Source organism: Flavobacterium longum, assembly GCF_965137575.1.
GTDB lineage: Bacteria > Bacteroidota > Bacteroidia > Flavobacteriales > Flavobacteriaceae > Flavobacterium > Flavobacterium longum.
In genome coordinates, this window is sequence record NZ_CBCRZJ010000007.1 from 104,646 (window position 1) to 124,384 (window position 19,739).

Annotated in this window: 16 protein-coding genes; 1 reads left to right on the forward strand and 15 read right to left on the reverse strand. The window is 48.8% G+C overall.

All coding sequences use genetic code 11. The features are described 5' to 3' along the window. From ACM9J1_RS12415 to uvrC, 12 genes are all read right to left on the reverse strand, one after another. Positions 1-498 (reverse strand): septal ring lytic transglycosylase RlpA family protein, encoded by a 498-nt coding sequence (locus ACM9J1_RS12415; RefSeq protein WP_415582373.1) that lies wholly within the window; start codon positions 496-498, stop codon positions 1-3. A 35-nt stretch (positions 499-533) separates the two neighbouring features. Further along, entirely contained in the window at positions 534-968 is a 435-nt protein-coding gene (locus ACM9J1_RS12420; protein WP_415582374.1) for a hypothetical protein, read from the reverse strand. Positions 969-1,053: 85 nt separating this feature from the next. Further along, complete coding sequence (gene pgi / locus ACM9J1_RS12425; RefSeq protein ID WP_415582375.1) at positions 1,054-2,697, reverse strand: glucose-6-phosphate isomerase; 1,644 nt, start codon at positions 2,695-2,697, stop codon at positions 1,054-1,056. A 6-nt stretch (positions 2,698-2,703) separates the two neighbouring features. After that, entirely contained in the window at positions 2,704-3,927 is a 1,224-nt protein-coding gene (locus ACM9J1_RS12430; RefSeq protein WP_415582376.1) for a M23 family metallopeptidase, read from the reverse strand. A gap of 4 nt (positions 3,928-3,931) precedes the next feature. After that, the gene (locus tag ACM9J1_RS12435) at positions 3,932-4,858 is read right to left on the reverse strand and encodes a tryptophan 2,3-dioxygenase family protein (protein ID WP_415582377.1); all 927 of its coding nucleotides are present in this window, start codon (positions 4,856-4,858) and stop codon (positions 3,932-3,934) included. Next, positions 4,858-5,637 carry a DUF3108 domain-containing protein gene (locus ACM9J1_RS12440; protein WP_415582378.1) on the reverse strand — a complete coding sequence of 260 codons (780 nt, stop codon included), beginning with the start codon at positions 5,635-5,637 and terminating at the stop codon, positions 4,858-4,860. Before ACM9J1_RS12440 ends, ACM9J1_RS12435 begins: the two co-directional genes overlap by 1 nt. Positions 5,638-5,924: 287 nt before the next feature. Continuing rightward, entirely contained in the window at positions 5,925-7,085 is a 1,161-nt protein-coding gene (hppD, locus tag ACM9J1_RS12445; RefSeq protein WP_415582379.1) for a 4-hydroxyphenylpyruvate dioxygenase, read from the reverse strand. A 16-nt stretch (positions 7,086-7,101) separates the two neighbouring features. Continuing rightward, positions 7,102-7,395: a hypothetical protein gene (locus ACM9J1_RS12450; protein WP_415582380.1), complete on the reverse strand. Its 294-nt coding sequence runs from the start codon at positions 7,393-7,395 to the stop codon at positions 7,102-7,104. Further along, complete coding sequence (locus tag ACM9J1_RS12455) at positions 7,395-8,552, reverse strand: homogentisate 1,2-dioxygenase (protein ID WP_415582381.1); 1,158 nt, start codon at positions 8,550-8,552, stop codon at positions 7,395-7,397. The genes ACM9J1_RS12450 and ACM9J1_RS12455 overlap by 1 nt, the downstream gene beginning before the upstream one ends. A gap of 216 nt (positions 8,553-8,768) precedes the next feature. After that, complete coding sequence (locus ACM9J1_RS12460) at positions 8,769-10,409, reverse strand: amino acid permease (RefSeq protein ID WP_415582382.1); 1,641 nt, start codon at positions 10,407-10,409, stop codon at positions 8,769-8,771. A 119-nt stretch (positions 10,410-10,528) separates the two neighbouring features. After that, positions 10,529-12,739: a patatin-like phospholipase family protein gene (locus ACM9J1_RS12465; RefSeq protein ID WP_415582383.1), complete on the reverse strand. Its 2,211-nt coding sequence runs from the start codon at positions 12,737-12,739 to the stop codon at positions 10,529-10,531. Position 12,740: 1 nt separating this feature from the next. Further along, complete coding sequence (gene uvrC, locus ACM9J1_RS12470) at positions 12,741-14,540, reverse strand: excinuclease ABC subunit UvrC (protein ID WP_415582384.1); 1,800 nt, start codon at positions 14,538-14,540, stop codon at positions 12,741-12,743. A gap of 77 nt (positions 14,541-14,617) precedes the next feature. Between uvrC and ACM9J1_RS12475 the strand changes: the two genes are divergently transcribed. Continuing rightward, on the forward strand, positions 14,618-15,181 hold the full coding sequence (locus ACM9J1_RS12475; RefSeq protein ID WP_415582385.1) for a 5-formyltetrahydrofolate cyclo-ligase: 564 nt from the start codon (positions 14,618-14,620) through the stop codon (positions 15,179-15,181). Here the strand turns inward: ACM9J1_RS12475 and ACM9J1_RS12480 are convergent. From ACM9J1_RS12480 to ileS, 3 genes are all read right to left on the reverse strand, one after another. Then, complete coding sequence (locus ACM9J1_RS12480; RefSeq protein WP_415582386.1) at positions 15,178-15,807, reverse strand: lipoprotein signal peptidase; 630 nt, start codon at positions 15,805-15,807, stop codon at positions 15,178-15,180. The two genes, ACM9J1_RS12475 and ACM9J1_RS12480, sit on opposite strands and share 4 nt — an antisense overlap. 108 nt (positions 15,808-15,915) lie before the next feature. After that, positions 15,916-16,296 carry a TraR/DksA family transcriptional regulator gene (locus ACM9J1_RS12485; RefSeq protein WP_415582387.1) on the reverse strand — a complete coding sequence of 127 codons (381 nt, stop codon included), beginning with the start codon at positions 16,294-16,296 and terminating at the stop codon, positions 15,916-15,918. 7 nt (positions 16,297-16,303) lie between these two features. Next, positions 16,304-19,708: an isoleucine--tRNA ligase gene (gene ileS / locus ACM9J1_RS12490; protein WP_415582388.1), complete on the reverse strand. Its 3,405-nt coding sequence runs from the start codon at positions 19,706-19,708 to the stop codon at positions 16,304-16,306. Positions 19,709-19,739: the final 31 nt, after the last annotated feature.

Genomic DNA, 19,739 nt, shown 5'->3' on the forward strand with positions numbered 1-19,739 from the left:
TTAGCGTTCAATCACTTCAATGGTGACATCTACATATCCGCTATTTTTATTGTGGGCGATGTCCATGAAAGCGCGCCGCGACAAATCGATTTCACGGCCTTTCGTAAATGGGCCGCGGTCGTTCACCTCAACAATCACACTTTTTCCATTGGTCTCATTGGTTATGCGGAGTTTTGTCCCGAAGGGAAATTTTCGGTGTGCCGCCGTGTATTTGTTGTTGTCGAAACGCTTTCCACTCGCCGTACGTTTCCCGTTGAATTTGTTGTGGTAATACGAGGCATGTGCTTTCCTCTTATAAAGGCGAAACGTCAAATCCCCGAGTGTTTGCAAGCTGTCCACGGAAACCTGCAACGGGTTAATGGAATCTTGCACCACCGGGCTTAACGCTGTTTTCACGACAGGTTTGCCTTTCTCAACGGTCTGCGCGTGGAGCGAAAATCCGTTTAGAAAAAGGGCGAAAATTCCTGCCAACAGGATAAGTGTTGTGCGTTGCCTCATAAGTTTGATTTAGTTGCCGTAACCGGCCGATTGGACTATCCCAACCAAAGCTGCCACGGAATGCGGCTTAGGAGCAAGACAAGCCCGAGCACGTAGAAAATCGCAATCTTCTTGAACTTGAGTGTTTCGGCGACCCGTTTGTGCTTCGACCAGCCCACGGTAATCAAGACGATGGCAATCAAGTTAACCAGCGGATGCTCCAGAGCAAGCAGTCGGTCCATGGCGCTCATGCCGGACATTCCTACTGCTTTGATCTTATCCAAGCCGTTGGGCGAAGTGAAATACAACAACATCCCAAAAACAAACTGCACATGCGCCGCAATGAGTGCGAACATGGAAATGCGTCGGTCTTTAGGCGTAAACGGATTCTTGGCAGAAATCCCGATAAACGCGTTTACGACAGCGATTACTAAGAAAATCAGGGCGACGTATGCCCAGCCGGAGTGGGCTTTGAGGATAAATTCGTACATAGGTTGTCTAGGTTTACTTACAAATATAAACAAACCAATAAAAAAGCCCCACTTTTTTGCAGGGCTTTGGCTTGTTCTAGGCTATTTATTTTCTTTCCAAAAAGTGCTGCAACAGGAATGTTGTAGAGGCGTCATGCTTTTTGACTTGGCCGGAGTGGATTTCGTCCAGGATTTTATTGGCCAGTTGCTTGCCCAGTTCCACGCCCCATTGGTCATAACTGAAAATGTTCCAGACGACGCCTTGTACGAAGATTTTATGCTCGTACATCGCAATCAACGCGCCCAATGCTTCCGGCGTGAGTTTGTCGATCAGGATAGTATTGGTGGGTTTGTCGCCTTGGAAAACTTTGAACGGTAGCAGGAATTCGGCCTGCCCGGTTGAATATTGGGTTTTTGTGAATTCCATCCGGACTTGATCTTCGGTCTTGCCGTTGAGCAGCGCTTCGGTTTGGGCAAAAAAGTTCGACATCAATTTGTCGTGATGGTCTTGGTTGCCGTGCAACGGTTTAGCGAATCCGATGAAATCCGTCGGAATCAACTTCGTGCCTTGATGGATAAGCTGGAAAAATGCATGCTGAGAATTCGTGCCCGGTTCGCCCCAGATGATGGTTCCAGTCTGATAATTCACCGGATTGCCGTCGCGCCCGATGCTTTTCCCGTTGCTCTCCATAATGCCTTGCTGAAGGTACGGTGCGAGCTTCTGCAAGTATTGTGTGTACGGAATGAGCGCTTCGGTTTCCGCACCGAAGAAATTGTTGTACCAGACGGTAAGCAATGCTAACGTCACCGGAATGTTCTGGTCAAAAGTAGCCGTCCTGAAGTGTTCGTCCATACCATTGGCGCCGGTAAGCAATTTGTCGAAATTCTCGAACCCGACGGCCAACGCGATTGATAACCCGACCGCGCTCCACAAAGAGAAACGGCCGCCAACCCAATCCCACATCGGGAAAATATTCTCGGCCGCGATGCCGAATTCAGTGACTTTCTCGATGTTTGTGGATACGGCCACAAAATGTTTGGCCACGTCGCTTTGCTTGCCCGACCGCAAAAACCAATTGCGGATGGTTTCCGCGTTTGACAAGGTTTCCTGCGTGGTAAAGGTTTTGGAAACCACAACGAACAAAGTGGTTTCCGGATTGAGTTTCTTAAGCGTTTCCATGACGTGATCGCCATCGACATTGGAAACAAAATGAACTTTTAAATGGTTTTGGTAGTACGCCAACGCTTCTACTGCCATGGCCGGGCCCAAATCTGAACCGCCAATGCCGATATTCACGACATCGGTGAATGCCTTGTTTGTAAAACCTTTTTGTACGCCCGAAATGATTCGCTCAGAGAACGATTTCATCTTTTCCTTGACCGCAACGATTTCAGGCATCACGTTTTGGCCATCGACTTTGACCTCTACATCGCTTTTCGCACGCAACGCCGTATGCAATACCGCCCGGTTCTCGGTCTGGTTGATGACATCGCCCGAAAAATACTTGTCGATGGCATCCTTGAGTTGCATTTCGCTGGCCAATTCACGAAGCAATTTCATCGTGTCGCCTGTGATGACGTTCTTGGAATAATCAATCAGGAAATCGTTCCATTTGAGGTGAAATTTCCCGGCGCGCGACGCATCGGCCGCAAATAAGTCTTTCATGGAAACGAATTGCATCTCGGCGAAGTGTTCGCGTAAATCCATCCAAGCTTTCGTGCCCGAGGGATTGGTAGTTTGTAATGCCATAGTTTTCTATTTGTGCAATGCGGCGACGCTGTCCAGTTCCCGTTTCAGCGGCTGCATCATAGTCATGAATTGTGCTTTGTATTTCTTGTCCATCGGTTCGGCATTGGGCAATTTCAGCCGCAACGCATCCACCTGGACACCGTTTTTCCAGAATCGGTAACACACGTGCGGGCCAGTGGCCAATCCGGTGCTCCCTACTTTCCCGATGACTTGGCCTTGCGTGACGCGTTGCCCGCGACGCACCAAGATTTTGGACATGTGTAAATATTGCGTCGAATAAACTTTGTTGTGTTTAACCTTGACGAAATTTCCGTTGCCGGTGGTGTAACCCGCTGCTTCCACAACACCGGCAGCCGTCGAAAGAATTGGCGTTCCGGTTGGTGCCGCATAATCGGTGCCTTTGTGGGCTTTCCAAATGCCCTGTACGGGATGCAATCTTCGCGCAGAGAACCGCGAAGTGATCTTGCTAAATTTGAGCGGTGCCTTCAGGAAGAAATTCTTGAGCGGTTTTCCATCTTCGTCGTAGTATTCCAGCTTGCCCGAGGTTGGATTGGTCGCGAATGGAAAGGCGTAGATGTTTTTTCCTTTGTACTCGAAAAATGCCGCCTGCAGGCTGTCGACGCCGTCATACACGGTATCGTTGATGTAGCGCTCGGTGAATGTAATCCCGAATTTGTCTCCTTTCTTGAGTTTGAAGAAGTCGATTGTCCAGGCATATACCTTGGCGATTCTGGCAGCCAGTTCCGGATCTACCTTTTCCTTGGACAGTGCTTCGGCCAACGAACCGTCAAGCGCGCCGGCAATCGTGCGGCGTTTAATGGTGAGCGGCTTGGTCTTTTTGATGACGATAATCGAATCGCGCAAATCGATGACGTAGTAATTCATCTGGTCCGGCTGGTAAATAAATGCCTGAAGTTTGTTGGTCTTACCCAGCCCGCGCAGCAATGTGTATGGCCGACCCCTGCGGATCTGACGGACGTCGAACGAATCGCGTATTTTCTCGATGATGTCATATACTTTAAGCGTGTCAAGGTTTTGCCTGCCGAGGATTCCGCCGAAAGTGTCGCCTGATTTCACGGTATCGTTCACGACATTGAAATCGTTCAGCTTGAAACCGAAATCAAATTTCGACATGCGCGGTTTGGCATCGGCAACGAAAGCCTCGTCGGGCTTGTCGCTACACGACACAAACGCGAATACCATCAGTATGAAAAGGGCTATTTGTCTCAAGAGATTACACTTCTTGTCCCCAGTTGTTGCGTTCTTCTTCACTCCACAATTCGGGAAAGAAAATCCGCTTTTGGTGTTTCGGATGCATATACTTTTTCCAGTCGCTGCCGCCGGTGGCTTCGCCCGAACCAATGCCGCTGTCGATGTATTTCCTGGCCGCATTCAAATGCCCCATGACCCAAGTCACGTTCACCGTATAATCATAATGTCGCATGGCTTTGATTAGGTCCGGATTGTTTCGATCTTCGTCCGGCAGGCTCTTGAATTTTTGCCAAAGGTTAGTCGTGTTGTAGGCTTCCATTTTCCGGAGGAATTCAGCTTTGTATTTCGCCTCGAAAGCCTTCAAAAGATACGACTTCTCGCCAGTATGGTAATCTTTGCCCGCTGCCTGCCAATACAAATGCTCGAGCGCGTGTTCGTACGGCGTGTTGCGGTCTATGGTCGCGCGGAAACGATGGTCAATCAAATTGATCAAATCGGTCGAGGCAAATTCAATAATCCTGTATTGCGCACTTTGGAAACCGCTGGCCGGCGTAAGTGTGTTGCGGAATTTCATGTATTGTTCAAGTTCCATTCCGTCGCCCATAATGGTAAACGATGTGGTAAGCATATCGAAATACCGGCTGATGCGCATAAGGCGTTCGGCGAAAAAGGTGGTTTCAGGCTTCTCAATGGTGGTAATCTGATCGATCTCCCAAAGCACCATCTTGAACAACAATTCGTTGATTTGATGGTACATGATGAACACCATTTCATCGGGCAACACCGTGCGCTGCGTTTGAAGATTCAACAGCGCGTCGGTTTGGATGTAATCCCAGTATGTAATGGGCTTTCCCCACAACAGGCCTTCGAGATGCGTGTCGGTCTTTTGCCCCATGTCGGCAAATTTCCGGTCGAGTTCCTGCAACAATTGATTGGTTTGGTCTGTCATTATTTTTTCTTGGCTTTGACGGTAAACGGATATTTCAAGCCCCTGAAACCGTCCAAGTCTGCCTTGAGCGAGCCTACGGCCAGGCTGGCTTTTATCCTTACCGGAATTTTATTGTCGTCGTCCGAAATCCAGACGGTTAAACTTTCCTCTTCCTTGAAAACGCGCCCTGACTGTACATACGGCCTGAACATCATCGTGGCAATGGTTCCGTATTTAGTGCTGACATCTTGGTTGCCCAAATATTTCAACTTGAATTTGAAGATTTCATCATCGAAAAACATATCGATGGTGATAGATTCGCCCGGTTTCAATTTGTCGATACTCGGGTGATTGCGCAAGAAATAAAAGGCTGACACCATGTCTTGTACCTCTTCGGTGACGTTGATGCTGGTCTGTTTTTTATTCTTGTAATCCTTGACCAAAACCGTGTTCTTGGCCTGGTCAAAAAAACCTTCTTGATTTTTGGTGTAGCCGCCTTCATCTATCTTCCTGACATATTGATAGGGTTTTCCTGTCTCTTTGTCAAAATAACTTTCATAATTGTCTTCGACCTTGAAGAAAAAACGTGACATGCCGGTTGTCCAGCCTTTGCCCACGGCGTGGTAAACTTTCTTGTTGTTTTTGACGGCTTCTTTCACTTCGAGCGTGGCATATCCGGCGTTGATAATTCCGTAGTGGATGCGGAATTTGAAGTACTCGCCAACGTCAAAGGCGCGTTCTTTTTGTGTGCTGAAACCGGTTGTAGCGACGAAAATGAGCAGTATGAGTATCTTTTTCATAAGTGTTTTTTGAAAATTCCGCCGCGGCTTGTCAATTACTGTTCCAAAGGTACCAAAACAAAAAAACCCAGTCAAGGATGACCGGGTTTTTATGCTATTAACCAACCAAAAAACTATAAATTATGAAAATTTATAACAAACGCGGGAAACCACTCCCTTGATTTGCAGTGCAAAGGTAATTTGCTTTTGAAAGATTGCAAAAGAAAAATCGACTTTAACACTTAATGCGCAAATTTTTGATGGTTAGAAATGTCAATATTGCATTATTCGCAACAAAATTGGTGTTTTTATAATGTTCCGCGCAATTCCTGTTCTCTTTCAATCGATTCGAACAACGCCTTAAAGTTTCCAGCGCCAAATCCGCGGGCACCCATACGCTGAATGATCTCGAAAAACAAAGTCGGGCGGTCTTCCACCGGTTTGGTGAAAATCTGTAACAGGTAACCTTCTTCGTCGGCATCGATCAAAATCCCGAGTTTCTGCAACTCGCGAATGTCTTCCTTGAATTTCGACATGTGGTCTTTCAATCGCTCGGGGATGGCATCGTAGTAGGCTTGTGGCGGTGTAGAAAGGAATTCGATACCCCGCGCGCGCATCTCTGAGACGGTTTTCAGGATGTCGTCGGTAGCTACGGCAATATGCTGTACACCCGGGCCACCATAAAAGTCAAGGTATTCTTCGATTTGCGATTTCTTCTTGCCTTCGGCGGGTTCATTGATCGGGAATTTGATGCGGCCATTTCCGTTGGACATCACTTTCGACATCAAAGCCGAATAGTCGGTCGTGATTTGCTTGTCGTCGAACGAAAGGAAGTTCACAAATCCCATGACCTCTTCGTACCATTTCACCCATTGGTTCATTTCGCCCCAGCCCACGTTTCCTACCATGTGGTCTATGTATTTCAGCCCGACCGGCGACGGATTGTAATCAGATTTCCATTCTTTGTAACCCGGCAGGAAGACACCGTTGTAATTCTTGCGCTCCACGAAAATATGGACGGTTTCGCCGTAGGTATAAATTCCGGCACGGACCGTTTCGCCGAATTCGTCCTGCTCGACGGTTGGCTCCATGAACGGCTTCGCACCGCGTTTGGTGGTTTCGGCGAAAGCCTGACGCGCATCTTCTACCCACAATGCCACTACTTTTACGCCATCTCCGTGCTTGCGCAAATGGTCGTTGATCGGTGAATCGCCATTGAGCGGCGTGGTCAACACCAACCTGATTTTGTCTTGTTTGAGCACGTATGACGCGCGGTCACGCACACCGGTTTCCAATCCGGCATAGGCCAAAGACTGAAATCCAAAAGCAGTTTTGTAGAAATGGGCGGCCTGCTTGGCATTGCCCACGTAAAATTCTACGTAATCAGTTCCCAAAAGCGGCAGGAAATCCTGTGCGCCTTCAAATATTTTTTCGAGTCCGTATTCTACGGAGGTTATTTCTTTTGACATAATTTCTTGATTTTAACTAGTGTATTAAATACATAATTCCCTTGATTATGAGCATCACAAAACTGGCGAGCATCGAAAAACCACAAATGTGACGGCCATCGGCAACATTTTTCTTGCTGCTGGGATAATACAGTTCCGGTTGCTCCTCGTACAATTTCAAGTTGTCTGCGCCTTTTGAAAGGCCAGCGATGCTGAAAAACAAGGCGACGAACAAAAAGTATGTCGCGTCAGACAGCAGTAAAATCATCCCGACGCTGATAAATCCCATGACCAGAACGACAGGGTCGCCAGGCAACTTGCTTTGAAACATTATTCAACCCACGATTTGTAATATTGCCCGTCGTCAAGCCTCATCGCGTCTTCGGTCACCATCAATGGGCGGAACGTATCGACCATAACGGCGAGTTCCAACGTCTCGGTCTGCCCGATGCTGCGTTCCATCGCGCCAGGTGCCGGCCCGTGCGGAATGCCTTTCGGGTGCAATGTGATGTGGCCTTGCTCGATGTTGTTGCGGCTCATGAAATCGCCATCCACATAATACAAGACCTCATCGCTGTCTATGTTGCTGTGGTTGTACGGTGCCGGAATCGCCTTTGGATGGTAATCGTACAAGCGCGGGCAGAACGAGCACACCACGAAGGTTGACGTCTCGAAAGTCTGGTGCACCGGTGGCGGTTGGTGGACGCGGCCAGTAATCGGCTCAAAGTTGTGGATGCTGAACCCGTACGGGAAATTGTAGCCGTCCCAGCCTACAACGTCAAACGGATGCGTCGCGTAAACGACTTCGTGCATCATGCCTTCCTTCTTGATTTTGATCAGGAACTCGCCTTTCTCGTCGTAGGTTTCCAATTCTTCAGGCAACTTGAAATCGCGCTCGCAAAATGGCGAATGTTCCAGGTGTTGGCCCGATGCGTTCTTGTAGCGTTTCGGCGTGTAAAAAGGCGCGAACGATTCCACATAGAACAAACGGTTGTCGGTGGTCTCGAAATCGATCTGATAAATCATGCCGCGCGGAATGATGAGATAATCGCCATATTCAAACGGGATGTTGCCCATCATGGTGCGCAGTTTCCCTTTGCCCTTATGGATGAACAGCATTTCGTCGGCATCGGCATTCTTGTAGAAATAACTGCGTAGGGATTCTTGTGGCGCTGCAAGCCCGATGATGCAGTCACCGTTGACGAGCATTGGTTTGCGGCTGTCGAGGAAATCGGCTTCCGGTTTTAACTCGAAGCCTTTTAACAATAATGATTTAATATTTTTCCCGATGGCTATTTTTGGTTCCACCGAATAAGAGCGGATGATTTCCTTGACCTGTGTTGGCCGATGGATTTCATACAGCAAAGACGAATGGCCATGGAAGCCTTCGGTGCCGAACAGCTGCTCGTAATAGAAGCCGCCGTTTGGCTTTTCAAAAACGACATGGCGTTTCTGCGGAAATTGACCTAATTTATGATATAATGGCATAGCAAATAATTGATAATTGAAAGAAACAATTGACAATGATCGGAATGCCGAAAGTCATTCAGGATTCCTTTTGATGAGGAATTTGAGGTGAGCCGCTAAACCTTGCCAGGCTTTTTTCATGATACACAAATATCGGAATTTTTGCTTTTACGGCGGCATCGCCGGCTAAAATATTTAAATGAAAAACCCCGGCTTGCGGCGCGGGGTTTTGTCTTTTTAAATGGATGCCCGTTTCTTCATATAACTGCTTGCGTAGCCAATCAAATGGATGGCCGCGAAAATCAACGAGAAATAAAACAAATAAATGTCATCGGCACCTTCGTGGTGTACGAAAGCGACTGCAATGAGCGCCAAAGCCATCCCGATGCCCGAACCGGCCACCATTTTATAATTCCCGGCCTTGTATCCGTTCGGGTTCAAATGGCTATTCTTCATGCCGTAGAACAGATACAGGTCAAAACCAATCATCATCCAGACAATGAGTCGGATCCAGGTATCGAGCGGCAGGAACACCATCATGAACAAGCAAACACCCACGCCGAGAATCGGCACCAACGGCACCAACGGCGTACGGAACGCACGCGGCGCTTCAGGCATTTTGCTGCGCATGATCAACACGCCGATACAAACCAGGATAAAGGCGAACAATGTCCCGATACTGGTCATCTCGCCCACAACCCTAGCCGGGATAAAGGCCGCGAAAATACTCACCAACACCATGAACAGCATGTTGTTCTTGGCCGGCGTGCGGAATTTAGGATGCACTTCCGAGAAAATCTTAGGCATCAAACCGTCTTTACTCATGGAGAAGAATACGCGGCTTTGGCCCATGAGCATCACCAGGATAACAGATGCATAGCCCGCCAAAATCGCGAGTAGGATGGCATTGTTCAGCCACGGATAAGCCGGTACAATAACGCCTGCCGCATTGGCATGTCCCATGTTTTCCACGGCAACCGCCACCGGTGCAATACCGTCTTTTCCTGCAAATGCAGTATAATTCACCACGCCGGTCATGACGTGTGCGAACAAGATGTATAATAACGTACAGACACCCAATGACAATAAAATACCGATAGGCATGTCGCGCTTCGGGTTCTTGGCTTCCTGCGCAGCGGTTGACACGGCGTCAAAACCGATGTAGGCGAAAAATACGATTGCGGCCGCGCGGATGATTCCTGAGAATCCGAACGCACCAAACTCGCCGGTATTTTCCGGAATGTATGGATCGTAATTCTCCGGACGGATGTACTGCCAGCCCACGGCGATGAAAATCAATACGACGCTTACTTTCAACAACACGATAATCCCGTTGACAAATGCCGATTCCTTGGTGCCACGCATCAGAATCAGCGACATGAGCATCACAATGAATACCGCCGGAATGTTGATGATGCCGCCTTCAAACGGCGACAACATGAACTCATCGGGAATGTGTATGCCGTAACCGCCGAGGAATTTTCCCAGATACCGCGACCAACTGATGGAAACCGTCGCCGCGCCCACGGCATATTCCAGGACCAAATCCCAGCCGATGATCCAGGCGATAAATTCGCCCATCGTAGCAAAAGAATACGTATAAGCGCTGCCCGCAACAGGAATCATAGAGGAAAACTCTGCATAGCACAATCCGGCGAAAATACAGCCAACGGCCGCCACCAAAAACGAAATCGTAATGGCCGGCCCTGCGTTGGTTGCCGCGGCCAAGCCCGTGATTGAAAACAATCCGGCGCCGATGATGGCACCAATGCCCAGCGCGGTCAAGCCCGTGGCCGATAGGGTTTTCTTGAGTCCTTTTTCAGACTCTGAGGCTTCGTCAAGCAATTGGTTGAGCGGTTTTCTTTTCCAGATAGACATAATGTAGTTTTATTTGGTTGGATTAGTGATGGCCAGACCGAAGTCCAGCACGCCGCTCGAGCAAAGCGAGCAGGCGAAGCAAATATATTGTTTTTTGAAAAACCCCGAGCATTTGGCGGTTAAAACCAAAACCCGACGCTGAACCAAGTAAATCCGCGGCCTACTTCCGGCGACCAGGAATATTTGACCTCAATCGGCCCGATGACGCTTTCCAGACCGTAACCCACGGCGTACCCGAAGACGCGGTTTTTGGACAATGCCTGCGAATCCTCGAACAAGTTGTCGGAGATACTGCCGCCGTTGGCCGAAAAGTTCAAATGGTTTTTCTTGAAGAATTCCCAATCTGCGGTTGCGGTCGCCTTGATGTAACTGTCGCCGGAAATGCTCAGGAAATCATAGCCATAGAAAGGCCGCACATTGATCACCGGGCTATAGCCGTAACCGCCGAGGACAAAATCGAAAAAAGGAACGCTGTCTTCGCCGATGGAAACGCCTGCCTCAGCCTGCAATTTTAGTGTAAATCTCTTGTAGAAGGTTTGCGCCAGCCCAATGTCTGCCTTTGCGACCGAAAAACGCTGAAACTGATTGGTGTAGTCAGTCGAATTCAGATACCATTGGAAATCGCCGGTAAAATACCAGCCGCGTTTCGGGAAATATTTGTTGTCGAACGAATCGAACTTCAAATACCCGAACAAACTCAGGTAATTGCTGTTCTCAAAGACCGGATCGTTCTGTTGCAGCGTTTCCGATTCAATTTTCAGGTGTTTGAATTCCACGCCGGCGCCAATGAGGTATTTCTGGACGAAAATGGTTTGGATATACGCCTGATTCGTCCAATCGGCAAAGTCGATGTTGAGTGACTTCAAGCCCAACTGTTCGAGCAGCGCGCCATCGGCAAAGTCGGTTTCCACGTTTCGGTTGAAACCCGTAAAGCGCGATTTAAACCCGAAGCTGAAATAAAACCCGTTGTCGATGTAATAATCGAAGTTGTACCGGATATTGTCACCCAAAATCATGTCGAACGAAGCCACGTCGTTCTTCAAAAACAACTTTTTATACGTCAGGTTCGCCAAGACGCCCGTCTTATACAGATTGTCATAATGCACACCGAACTTGAGGTAAGCGCGCGTTGTATTTTCGGTCAAATTCAGTTTGATCTCGTCTGTGTCGTTCGGGCCGGGTTCGAGCGAATAGCTGATGGCCGAGAAATTCTGCGTCGCCGACAAATTGTCCATGCCGAGCTTGAGGTCGTTGTAACTGATTTTCTTGCCGGGCTTGAAGCGCAATTTGCCCAGCACATACGCGCGGGTAAAATCGTCGAGCTTGTTGACCGTGATGCGATTGACCGTAAGGCTGTCTGTGCAAACAGACAGATCAGGACGGCGCGACGCCTGTTGTTTCTGGGCCAATTCCTTTATTTTTTCGTATGCACCAAACGCCGCGTCTTCGCCTTTCTTGACGATTTCCTGGCCGCGTTCAAACGAAATGACGCCAAAACTGCTGATGTCCGGCTTGAGGTAAATATCGGTTTTCTTCGCGTCTTCCTTCATCCGTTGGATCATGCCCAAATTGGAAATCTGGACCAAAATACGCGTGGCATCGTTGAGCGACGAACGGTCTTTCATGTCGTCCTGGACATCGACTCCGATGATGACATCGGCACCCAAAGCCTTGATTTCCTCGATAGGATAATTGTTGACCACGCCGCCGTCGATGAGCATTTTCCCGTCGATTTCAATGGGCGCAAACAACGACGGGAACGCCGCGCTGGCGGCCATAGCTTGCGGCAAATATCCTTTGTTGAGTATGACTTGCTCGCCGGTCTCGATGTTGGTTGCGACGCACAGGAACGGAATCGGCAACTGGTTGAAATCGCGTACATGCCGGACTTTGTGGGTGAGCTTCGCCAGCAAATTGTAGTTGTACAAGCCTTTGGAAAGCGCCGTCGGGATGCCGATGCGGAATTTGTTGAACGGCAACGACACCGCGTACAATTCGTCGTTCCGCTTGCCGTAAAAACTCTTTGAAGAACGCGGGATGAAATCTTGCAGCAACGCATCGAAATCGGTCTGCTGGAAAATGGAATCGATTTGGCGCGCGTTGTAACCCGAAGCGTAAAGTCCGCCGACAATCGCGCCCATGCTCGTGCCGCCAATGTAATCAACCTTGACGCCGGCTTCCTCGAGCACTTTGAGTACGCCGATATGGGCAAAGCCTTTCGCGCCGCCGCCGCTGAGCACCAAGCCTACCTTAATCGGTTTTTGCGGTTCCTGCGCCATCGAGACCAAAGGCATCGACAACAGAAAAGCCAGCAGCGCCAGTTTCTTCATGTTATTTATTAATGGTTTTGTAAAAGTCGATAATTTTTTTGGCTTTTGAAAGCCCGACGACTTTTGATATTTCCTCTTCGGAAGCCTGCATCATCCTTTTGACCGACTTGAAATGCTTGATAAGCGTGAGCATCGTTTTTTCGCCGATGCCCGGAATGGTTTCCACCGAAGTCTGTAAAGCGGACTTGCTGCGTTTGTCGCGGTGGTGCGTAATCCCGAAACGGTGCGCTTCGTTGCGCAATTGTTGGATGACTTTGAGCGTTTCAGACTTCTTGTCCAGATACAACGGCACCGGATCGTCGGGGTAAAACAATTCCTCGAGCCTTTTCGCGATGCCGATGATGGAAATTTTCCCGCGCAGATCTAGCATTTCCAAGCTTTTCAGGGCCGATGACAACTGGCCTTTCCCACCGTCGATGACAATAAGTTGCGGCAACGGCTGGGCTTCTTCGAGCAATCGTTTGTAACGACGGAAAACCGCTTCTTCCATCGAGGCAAAATCGTTCGGGCCGTCCACGGTCTTGATGTTGAAATGCCGGTAATCTTTCTTGCTGGGTTTGCCGTCCTTGAACACCACGCACGCCGACACCGGATTCGTACCCTGGATGTTGGAGTTGTCAAAACACTCGATATGACGCGGTTCTTTGGGCAGTCGCAAATCTTTCTGCATTTGCGCCATGATGCGGTTGGTATGACGATCGGGGTCGACAATTTGAATCTGCTTGAGCTGTTCCATCCGGAAGAACTTGGCGTTGCGCGTGGAAAGGTCGAGCACGTCCTTCTTGTCGCCCAGTTTCGGGACGATGACTTTGACGTTTTCGCCGACTTCGACGTCCATCGGCACAATGATTTCCTTCGAGATCAGGTTGAATCGCTCCCGGATTTCGACAATGGCCAATTCCAGCAATTCCTTGTCTGTTTCGTCAAGTTTTTTCTTGAGTTCCAACGTATGCGTCCGGATGATCGAGCCGTGCATGATCTGCAGGAAATTCACGAAGGCCGCGCTTTCGTCGGACACGATGGAATACACTTCGACGTTGTTCAAATTCGGGTTGGCCACCGTGGAACGCGACTGGTAATTTTCAAGCACCTCGATTTTTTCCTTGATGCGTTGTGCGTCCTCGAAACGCATCTCGGCAGCGGCGGCGGTCATCTGCTTCTTGAACACTCGCAGGCTTTCCTTGAAATTGCCCTTGAGGATTTGCCGGATTTGCTCCACATGTTGCTGGTAATTCTCCAGTGTCTCATGGCCTTCGCACGGGCCTTTACAGTTGCCGATGTGGTATTCCAGACACAACTTGAATTTGCCCGCAGCGATGTTCTTTTCGGTCAAGTCATAATTGCACGTCCGGAGCGGATACAGGTGCTTGATCATGTCCATAACCGTCCAGACCGTCTTGAAACTGGTATATGGCCCAAAATATTCTGAACCGTCCTTGATCATTTTCCGGGTATGGAACACGCGCGAAAACGGCTCGTTCTTGATGCAGATCCAAGGATAACTCTTGTCGTCCTTGAGCAGGACGTTGTAACGCGGTTGTAGTTTCTTGATGAGATTGTTTTCAAGTAGCAACGCGTCGTTTTCGGTAGGTACGACGATGTGTTTGATCGTCACGATTTTCCGGACCAAGACGTTCGTACGTCCAATATCATGCGTCTTATTGAAGTACGACGATACGCGTTTCTTGATGTTCTTCGCCTTGCCCACGTAGAGGATTTTTCCGTCCTTATCGAAATACTGGTAAATCCCCGGATTGTCGGGAAGCGTTTGTATTTGTAAGGCTAACGGCGTGGGCTGCATAGGGCAAATTTAGTGATTTGTCCGGAGCAAAAACAGCGGACGCAACAACCTCGACTGAATTTAACTACTTTTGGAGAATGACCAAAAACGAGCTTCGCATCCGCTATAAAAACCTGCGTAAAAGCCTGTCGCCGGACGATGTGGCGGAAAAAAGCCTTGCCATCGCCAACCGGCTTTTGGCTTTACCGATATGGGAGAAAGAATTTTTTCATGTGTTTCTCCCGATTGCCGAGATGAACGAAGTCGATACGGAATTCATCCTGCACATCTTGTCAGGAAAAGACAAACACATCGTCGTGTCGAAAAGCGATTTTGCGACGAGAAACATGACCCATTTCCTGTTGACCGATGGCACAAAAATCAAGAAAAACGGGTACGGCATTCCTGAACCGGTTGACGGGATCGAGATTGATGCAAAGAAACTGGATGTCGTGGTCGTGCCGCTTTTGGCGTTCGATGACGCTGGAAACCGGATTGGTTATGGCAAAGGTTTTTACGATAAATTCCTCGCGAAATGTCGTCCGGATGCGGTAAAAATTGGATTGTCTTTCTTTGAAGCCGTTGCGTCTTGGGATGACGTTTTCGACAGCGATGTGAAGCTGGACTATTGCGTCACGCCAGACCGTCTTTATCGGTTTTAAGCGTCAACCTGAACCGAATCGTCATGGTGTTTCGGGAACGCTTTTTTGTTGAAGACGATCAAAATGCCCACGCCTGTTGAAATCGCGACGTCGGCGACGTTGAAAATCGCATTAAAAAAAGTGAAGCGTTGCCCACCCCAAATGGGCACCCAACTCGGCATGATTGCGTCTTCAATAATCGGGAAATAAAGCATGTCCACTACTTTTCCGTGGAAGAGCGAACCGTACGGATGGTCAGAAAACAACGTTGCCAATTGGCCTTCGCTGCTGTTGAATACCACGCCGTAGAAAATAGAATCGATAATGTTTCCGGCCGCACCGGCGAAAATGAGCGCAATGGCCACGACCAAATAGACCGAGCTGTGTTTGCGCGCGGCATCCCACAACCACCAGGCAATGCCACCAACGGCAAAAATCCTGAAAATGGTGAGCGTCAATTTGCCGCCAAGCCATTCCGGAATAACCGTTCCCCAAGCCATGCCTTCGTTTTCGATGAAACTGATCTTGAACCAGGAAAACACCTCAACGTCTTCACGCAGAATGAAATTCGTCTTGATGTAGATCTTGGACACCTGGTCTACCAGCAAGATGATGAAAATGAGAAAATAGGCGTTACGTAATGACATCTGTTGCTTTTTAGTCGGGCAAAAATAACGGTTATGTTTGAATAACTTCCAAAAAAAAATCCCAAACCCCATTAATTGGAATTTGGAATTTTATTCGGTAATTGTCATTTATCGCTGCAGGTTTTTAGCCTCGATGCTCATGGTGGCGTGCGGTACGATTTTCAGCCTTTCCTTGCTGATGAGTTTTCCGGTCACTTTGCAGATGCCATACGTCTTGTTCTCTACACGGAAAAGCGCATTCTTCAAGTCGCGGATGAATTTCTCCTGACGGATGGCCAGTTGCGAATTCGCTTCCTTGGACATGGTTTCGCTGCCTTCTTCGAAAGCCTTGAACGTGGGCGACGTATCGTCGGTGCCGTTGTTCAAATCGTTCATGTACGCGCTTTTTATGAGGTCAAGATCGTTTTGTGCTTTTTCAATTTTCTTGAGGATGAGTTCCTTGAACTCGGCCAGGTCTGCATCAGAGTACCTAATTTTCTCTTCTACCATGATCGTTCTATTTTGTAATTAGTATTTTCGTTTTAATGTCGTCAAATTCAATCGCCGTTGCGCTGCCGTTGAGTTCATTGGAAAAATCCAATTGCTCTGTGAGCGTTTCCGACATGATGTAGCCGCGGTTTTCATTGACCGAAGCTTCCAGTTCTGCATCGTGCTGCAACAAAACCTTAATCTTGTCGGTCACCTCAAATCCCGAATCCTTGCGGATATTTTGGATGCGGTTCACCAATTCTCGGGCAATGCCTTCCCGTTTCAGCGTGTCAGAGATCGTAATGTCCAGCGCTACCGTAATGCCATCGGCGTTAGCGACGAGCCAACCCGGAATGTCCTGTGAGGTAATCTCGACATCATCGAGTGATAAAATTATACTTTTTCCCGAAATATCAATGTTCATGGAGCCTTCGCGGTCGAGCAGGTTGATTTGCTCCTGCGAAAAACCTTGTATTTCTTTGGAAATCAACCCCATATCTTTCCCGAAGCGCGGCCCGAGTGTCTTGAAATTCGGCTTGATTTGCTTGACCAAAACACCCGACGCGTCGTCCAGAAGTTCAATTTCCTTGACGTTCACTTCGGCTTTGATCAGGTTCGATACCGCCTCGATTTCGGCTTTCTGATTTTCGTCAAGCACTGGAATCATTACCTTTTGCAGCGGTTGGCGCACCTTGATCATTTCCTTCTTACGCAGCGACAGCACCAGTGATGAAATGGTCTGGGCTTTCTGCATTTTGCTCTCGAGTGATTTATCAACAAAGTTTTCAACGCAAACCGGGAATTCGGCCAAATGAACACTGCTGAAATGCTCGGTTTTCGTGGCATTCACTAAATCCCGATACAATTGGTCCATAAAAAACGGCGCGATCGGGGCGCTGATTTTCGCCACCGAAACCAGACATGTATAAAGTGTTTGGTACGCGGCAATCTTGTCTTGGCCATACTCGCCTTTCCAGAAGCGGCGGCGGCACAAACGCACGTACCAGTTCGAGAGGTTTTCCTGAACGAAATCCGAAATGGCGCGCGCGGCCTTCGTAGGTTCGTAATCCGCGTAATAGCCGTCAACATCCTTGATGAGCGTGTTGAGTTCCGACAAAATCCAGCGGTCGATTTCCGGGCGCTGGTTTACCGGAACTTCGGCTTCGGCGTATGAAAACCCATCGATGTTCGCATATAGCGCAAAAAACGAATAGGTATTGTATAATGTACCGAAAAACTTTCGGCGCACCTCAGCCACGCCTTCTATGTCAAACTTCAGGTTGTCCCAAGGATTGGCGTTGGAGATCATGTACCAACGTGTCGCGTCCGGGCCATATTCGGCCAAAGTCGTGAACGGATCCACGGCATTGCCCAATCGTTTGGACATCTTTTGCCCGTTCTTGTCGAGCACCAAACCGTTTGAAACGACGTTTTTGTACGCAATCTTGTCGAACACCAACGTCCCGATGGCATGCAAGGTATAAAACCAACCGCGCGTCTGGTCTACGCCTTCGGCAATAAAGTCGGCCGGGAAATCTTTATTCTGGTCTATCTTGTCTTGATTTTCGAACGGATAATGCCATTGTGCATACGGCATCGCGCCCGAATCAAACCATACGTCGATCAAATCTGTTTCTCGTGTCATCGGTTTTCCTGAACCTGACACCAGCGTGATGTTGTCTACCACGTTCTTGTGCAAATCCACCAAATCGTAATTGCTTTCGGACATGTCGCCGATGACGAAGCCCTTGAACGGATTTTCCTTCTGGAATCCGGCCGCGACGGATTTTTCGATTTCATTGTAAAGTTGTTCGACAGACCCGATGATGATTTCCTCGGATTTGTCTTCGCTGCGCCAAATCGGGAGCGGAATGCCCCAATAGCGCGAGCGAGACAAGTTCCAGTCGTTGGCGTTCTTGAGCCAGTTGCCGAAACGGCCTTCACCGGTGGCTTTCGGTTTCCAATTGATCTCATCGTTTAGATCGAACATGCGGTCGCGCACGTCGGTGATTTTAATGAACCACGAATCGAGCGGATAATACAGAAGCGGTTCGTCGGTGCGCCACGAATGCGGATAGCTGTGGACGTATTTCTCGACCTTGAATGCCTTGTTTTCTTCCTTTAATTTGATGGCGATTTCCACATCAACCGATTTCTCTGGCGCGGTGCCGGCATCGTAATACTCATTCTTGACGTATTTCCCCGCGAATTCGCCCATTTGTTTGGTGAATTTACCTTGCAAATCAACAAGCGGAACGGGCACGCCGTTTTCGTCCAAGACCAGCATCGGTGGCACTTCTGGCGTAGCTTCCTTGGCGACTTTGGCGTCGTCTGCACCGAATGTCGGCGCGGTATGCACGATTCCGGTGCCGTCTTCTGTCGTGACAAAATCACCCGAAATCACGCGGAAGGCGTTTTCAGGATTCTGGTGTGGCAGCGCGTACGGAAGCAGTTGCTCGTACTTAATCCCGACCGCGTCCTTGCCTTTGAATTCCGTAACGATTTTGAATGGAATGTTCTTGTCGCCAGATTTAAAATTGCTGAAATCGTCGTCGGTTTCACTGGCAAAATAACCTTTGCCGAACTGTTTTCCGATAAGGTTTTTCGCCAATACGACATTGATGGGTTCAAACGTATATTGGTTGAAGGTCTTCACCAAAACATAATCGATTTTCGGCCCGACGGTGAGCGCAGTGTTTGACGGCAATGTCCAAGGCGTCGTCGTCCAAGCCAAAAAGTGCACTTCGCCGAAACCCTGCAGGAACGGCGGCAAACTTTCTGTTTTGGTCTTGAATTGCGCCACAATGGTCGTGTCGGTCACGTCACGGTACGCCCCCGGCTGGTTGACTTCATGCGAACTCAAACCTGTTCCAGACTTTGGGGAATACGGTTGGATCGTATAGCCTTTGTACATCAATCCTTTGTCGTAAATCTGCTTCAAAAGCCACCAGACCGACTCCATGTATTTCGACTTGTAGGTCACATACGGATTGTCCATGTCAACCCAATAGCCCATTTTTTCGGTCAGGTCATTCCACACGTCGGTATAACGCATCACGGTACGTTTGCAGGCTTCATTGTAATCTTCGATGGAAATGGTCTTGCCGATGTCTTCCTTGGTGATGCCGAGTTCTTTTTCGGTGCCCAACTCAACCGGCAAACCGTGCGTATCCCAGCCGGCCTTGCGTTTTACCTGATAACCTTTCTGGGTTTTATAACGACAGAAAATGTCCTTGATGGCGCGTGCCATCACGTGATGGATGCCCGGCAAACCGTTGGCCGACGGCGGTCCTTCAAAAAACACGTATGGCGGGTTGCCTTCGCGTGAGGTGACACTTTTCTCGAATATATTTTCCTTTTTCCAGAAGTCAAGGACATCGGTTGCAGACTGCGGCAAATCAAGTCCTTTATACTCTGTAAACTTCGTGCTCATGGGAGTTTTGTTTTTCGCGGATGCGAAAGTA

What these genes read in the sequence shown, in the direction of transcription:
- ACM9J1_RS12435 (WP_415582377.1), bottom strand. Translation starts at nt 4,858, where the DNA reads ATGACAGACCAAACCAATCAATTGTTGCAGGAACTCGACCGGAAATTT.
- ACM9J1_RS12450 (WP_415582380.1), bottom strand. Translation starts at nt 7,395, where the DNA reads ATGTTTCAAAGCAAGTTGCCTGGCGACCCTGTCGTTCTGGTCATGGGA.
- ACM9J1_RS12465 (WP_415582383.1), bottom strand. Translation starts at nt 12,739, where the DNA reads ATGAAGAAACTGGCGCTGCTGGCTTTTCTGTTGTCGATGCCTTTGGTC.
- ACM9J1_RS12480 (WP_415582386.1), bottom strand. Translation starts at nt 15,807, where the DNA reads ATGTCATTACGTAACGCCTATTTTCTCATTTTCATCATCTTGCTGGTA.
- ACM9J1_RS12440 (WP_415582378.1), bottom strand. Translation starts at nt 5,637, where the DNA reads ATGAAAAAGATACTCATACTGCTCATTTTCGTCGCTACAACCGGTTTC.
- ACM9J1_RS12475 (WP_415582385.1), top strand. Translation starts at nt 14,618, where the DNA reads ATGACCAAAAACGAGCTTCGCATCCGCTATAAAAACCTGCGTAAAAGC.
- uvrC (WP_415582384.1), bottom strand. Translation starts at nt 14,540, where the DNA reads ATGCAGCCCACGCCGTTAGCCTTACAAATACAAACGCTTCCCGACAAT.
- hppD (WP_415582379.1), bottom strand. Translation starts at nt 7,085, where the DNA reads ATGTCAAAAGAAATAACCTCCGTAGAATACGGACTCGAAAAAATATTT.
- ileS (WP_415582388.1), bottom strand. Translation starts at nt 19,708, where the DNA reads ATGAGCACGAAGTTTACAGAGTATAAAGGACTTGATTTGCCGCAGTCT.
- ACM9J1_RS12455 (WP_415582381.1), bottom strand. Translation starts at nt 8,552, where the DNA reads ATGCCATTATATCATAAATTAGGTCAATTTCCGCAGAAACGCCATGTC.
- ACM9J1_RS12420 (WP_415582374.1), bottom strand. Translation starts at nt 968, where the DNA reads ATGTACGAATTTATCCTCAAAGCCCACTCCGGCTGGGCATACGTCGCC.
- ACM9J1_RS12485 (WP_415582387.1), bottom strand. Translation starts at nt 16,296, where the DNA reads ATGGTAGAAGAGAAAATTAGGTACTCTGATGCAGACCTGGCCGAGTTC.
- pgi (WP_415582375.1), bottom strand. Translation starts at nt 2,697, where the DNA reads ATGGCATTACAAACTACCAATCCCTCGGGCACGAAAGCTTGGATGGAT.
- ACM9J1_RS12460 (WP_415582382.1), bottom strand. Translation starts at nt 10,409, where the DNA reads ATGTCTATCTGGAAAAGAAAACCGCTCAACCAATTGCTTGACGAAGCC.
- ACM9J1_RS12415 (WP_415582373.1), bottom strand. Translation starts at nt 498, where the DNA reads ATGAGGCAACGCACAACACTTATCCTGTTGGCAGGAATTTTCGCCCTT.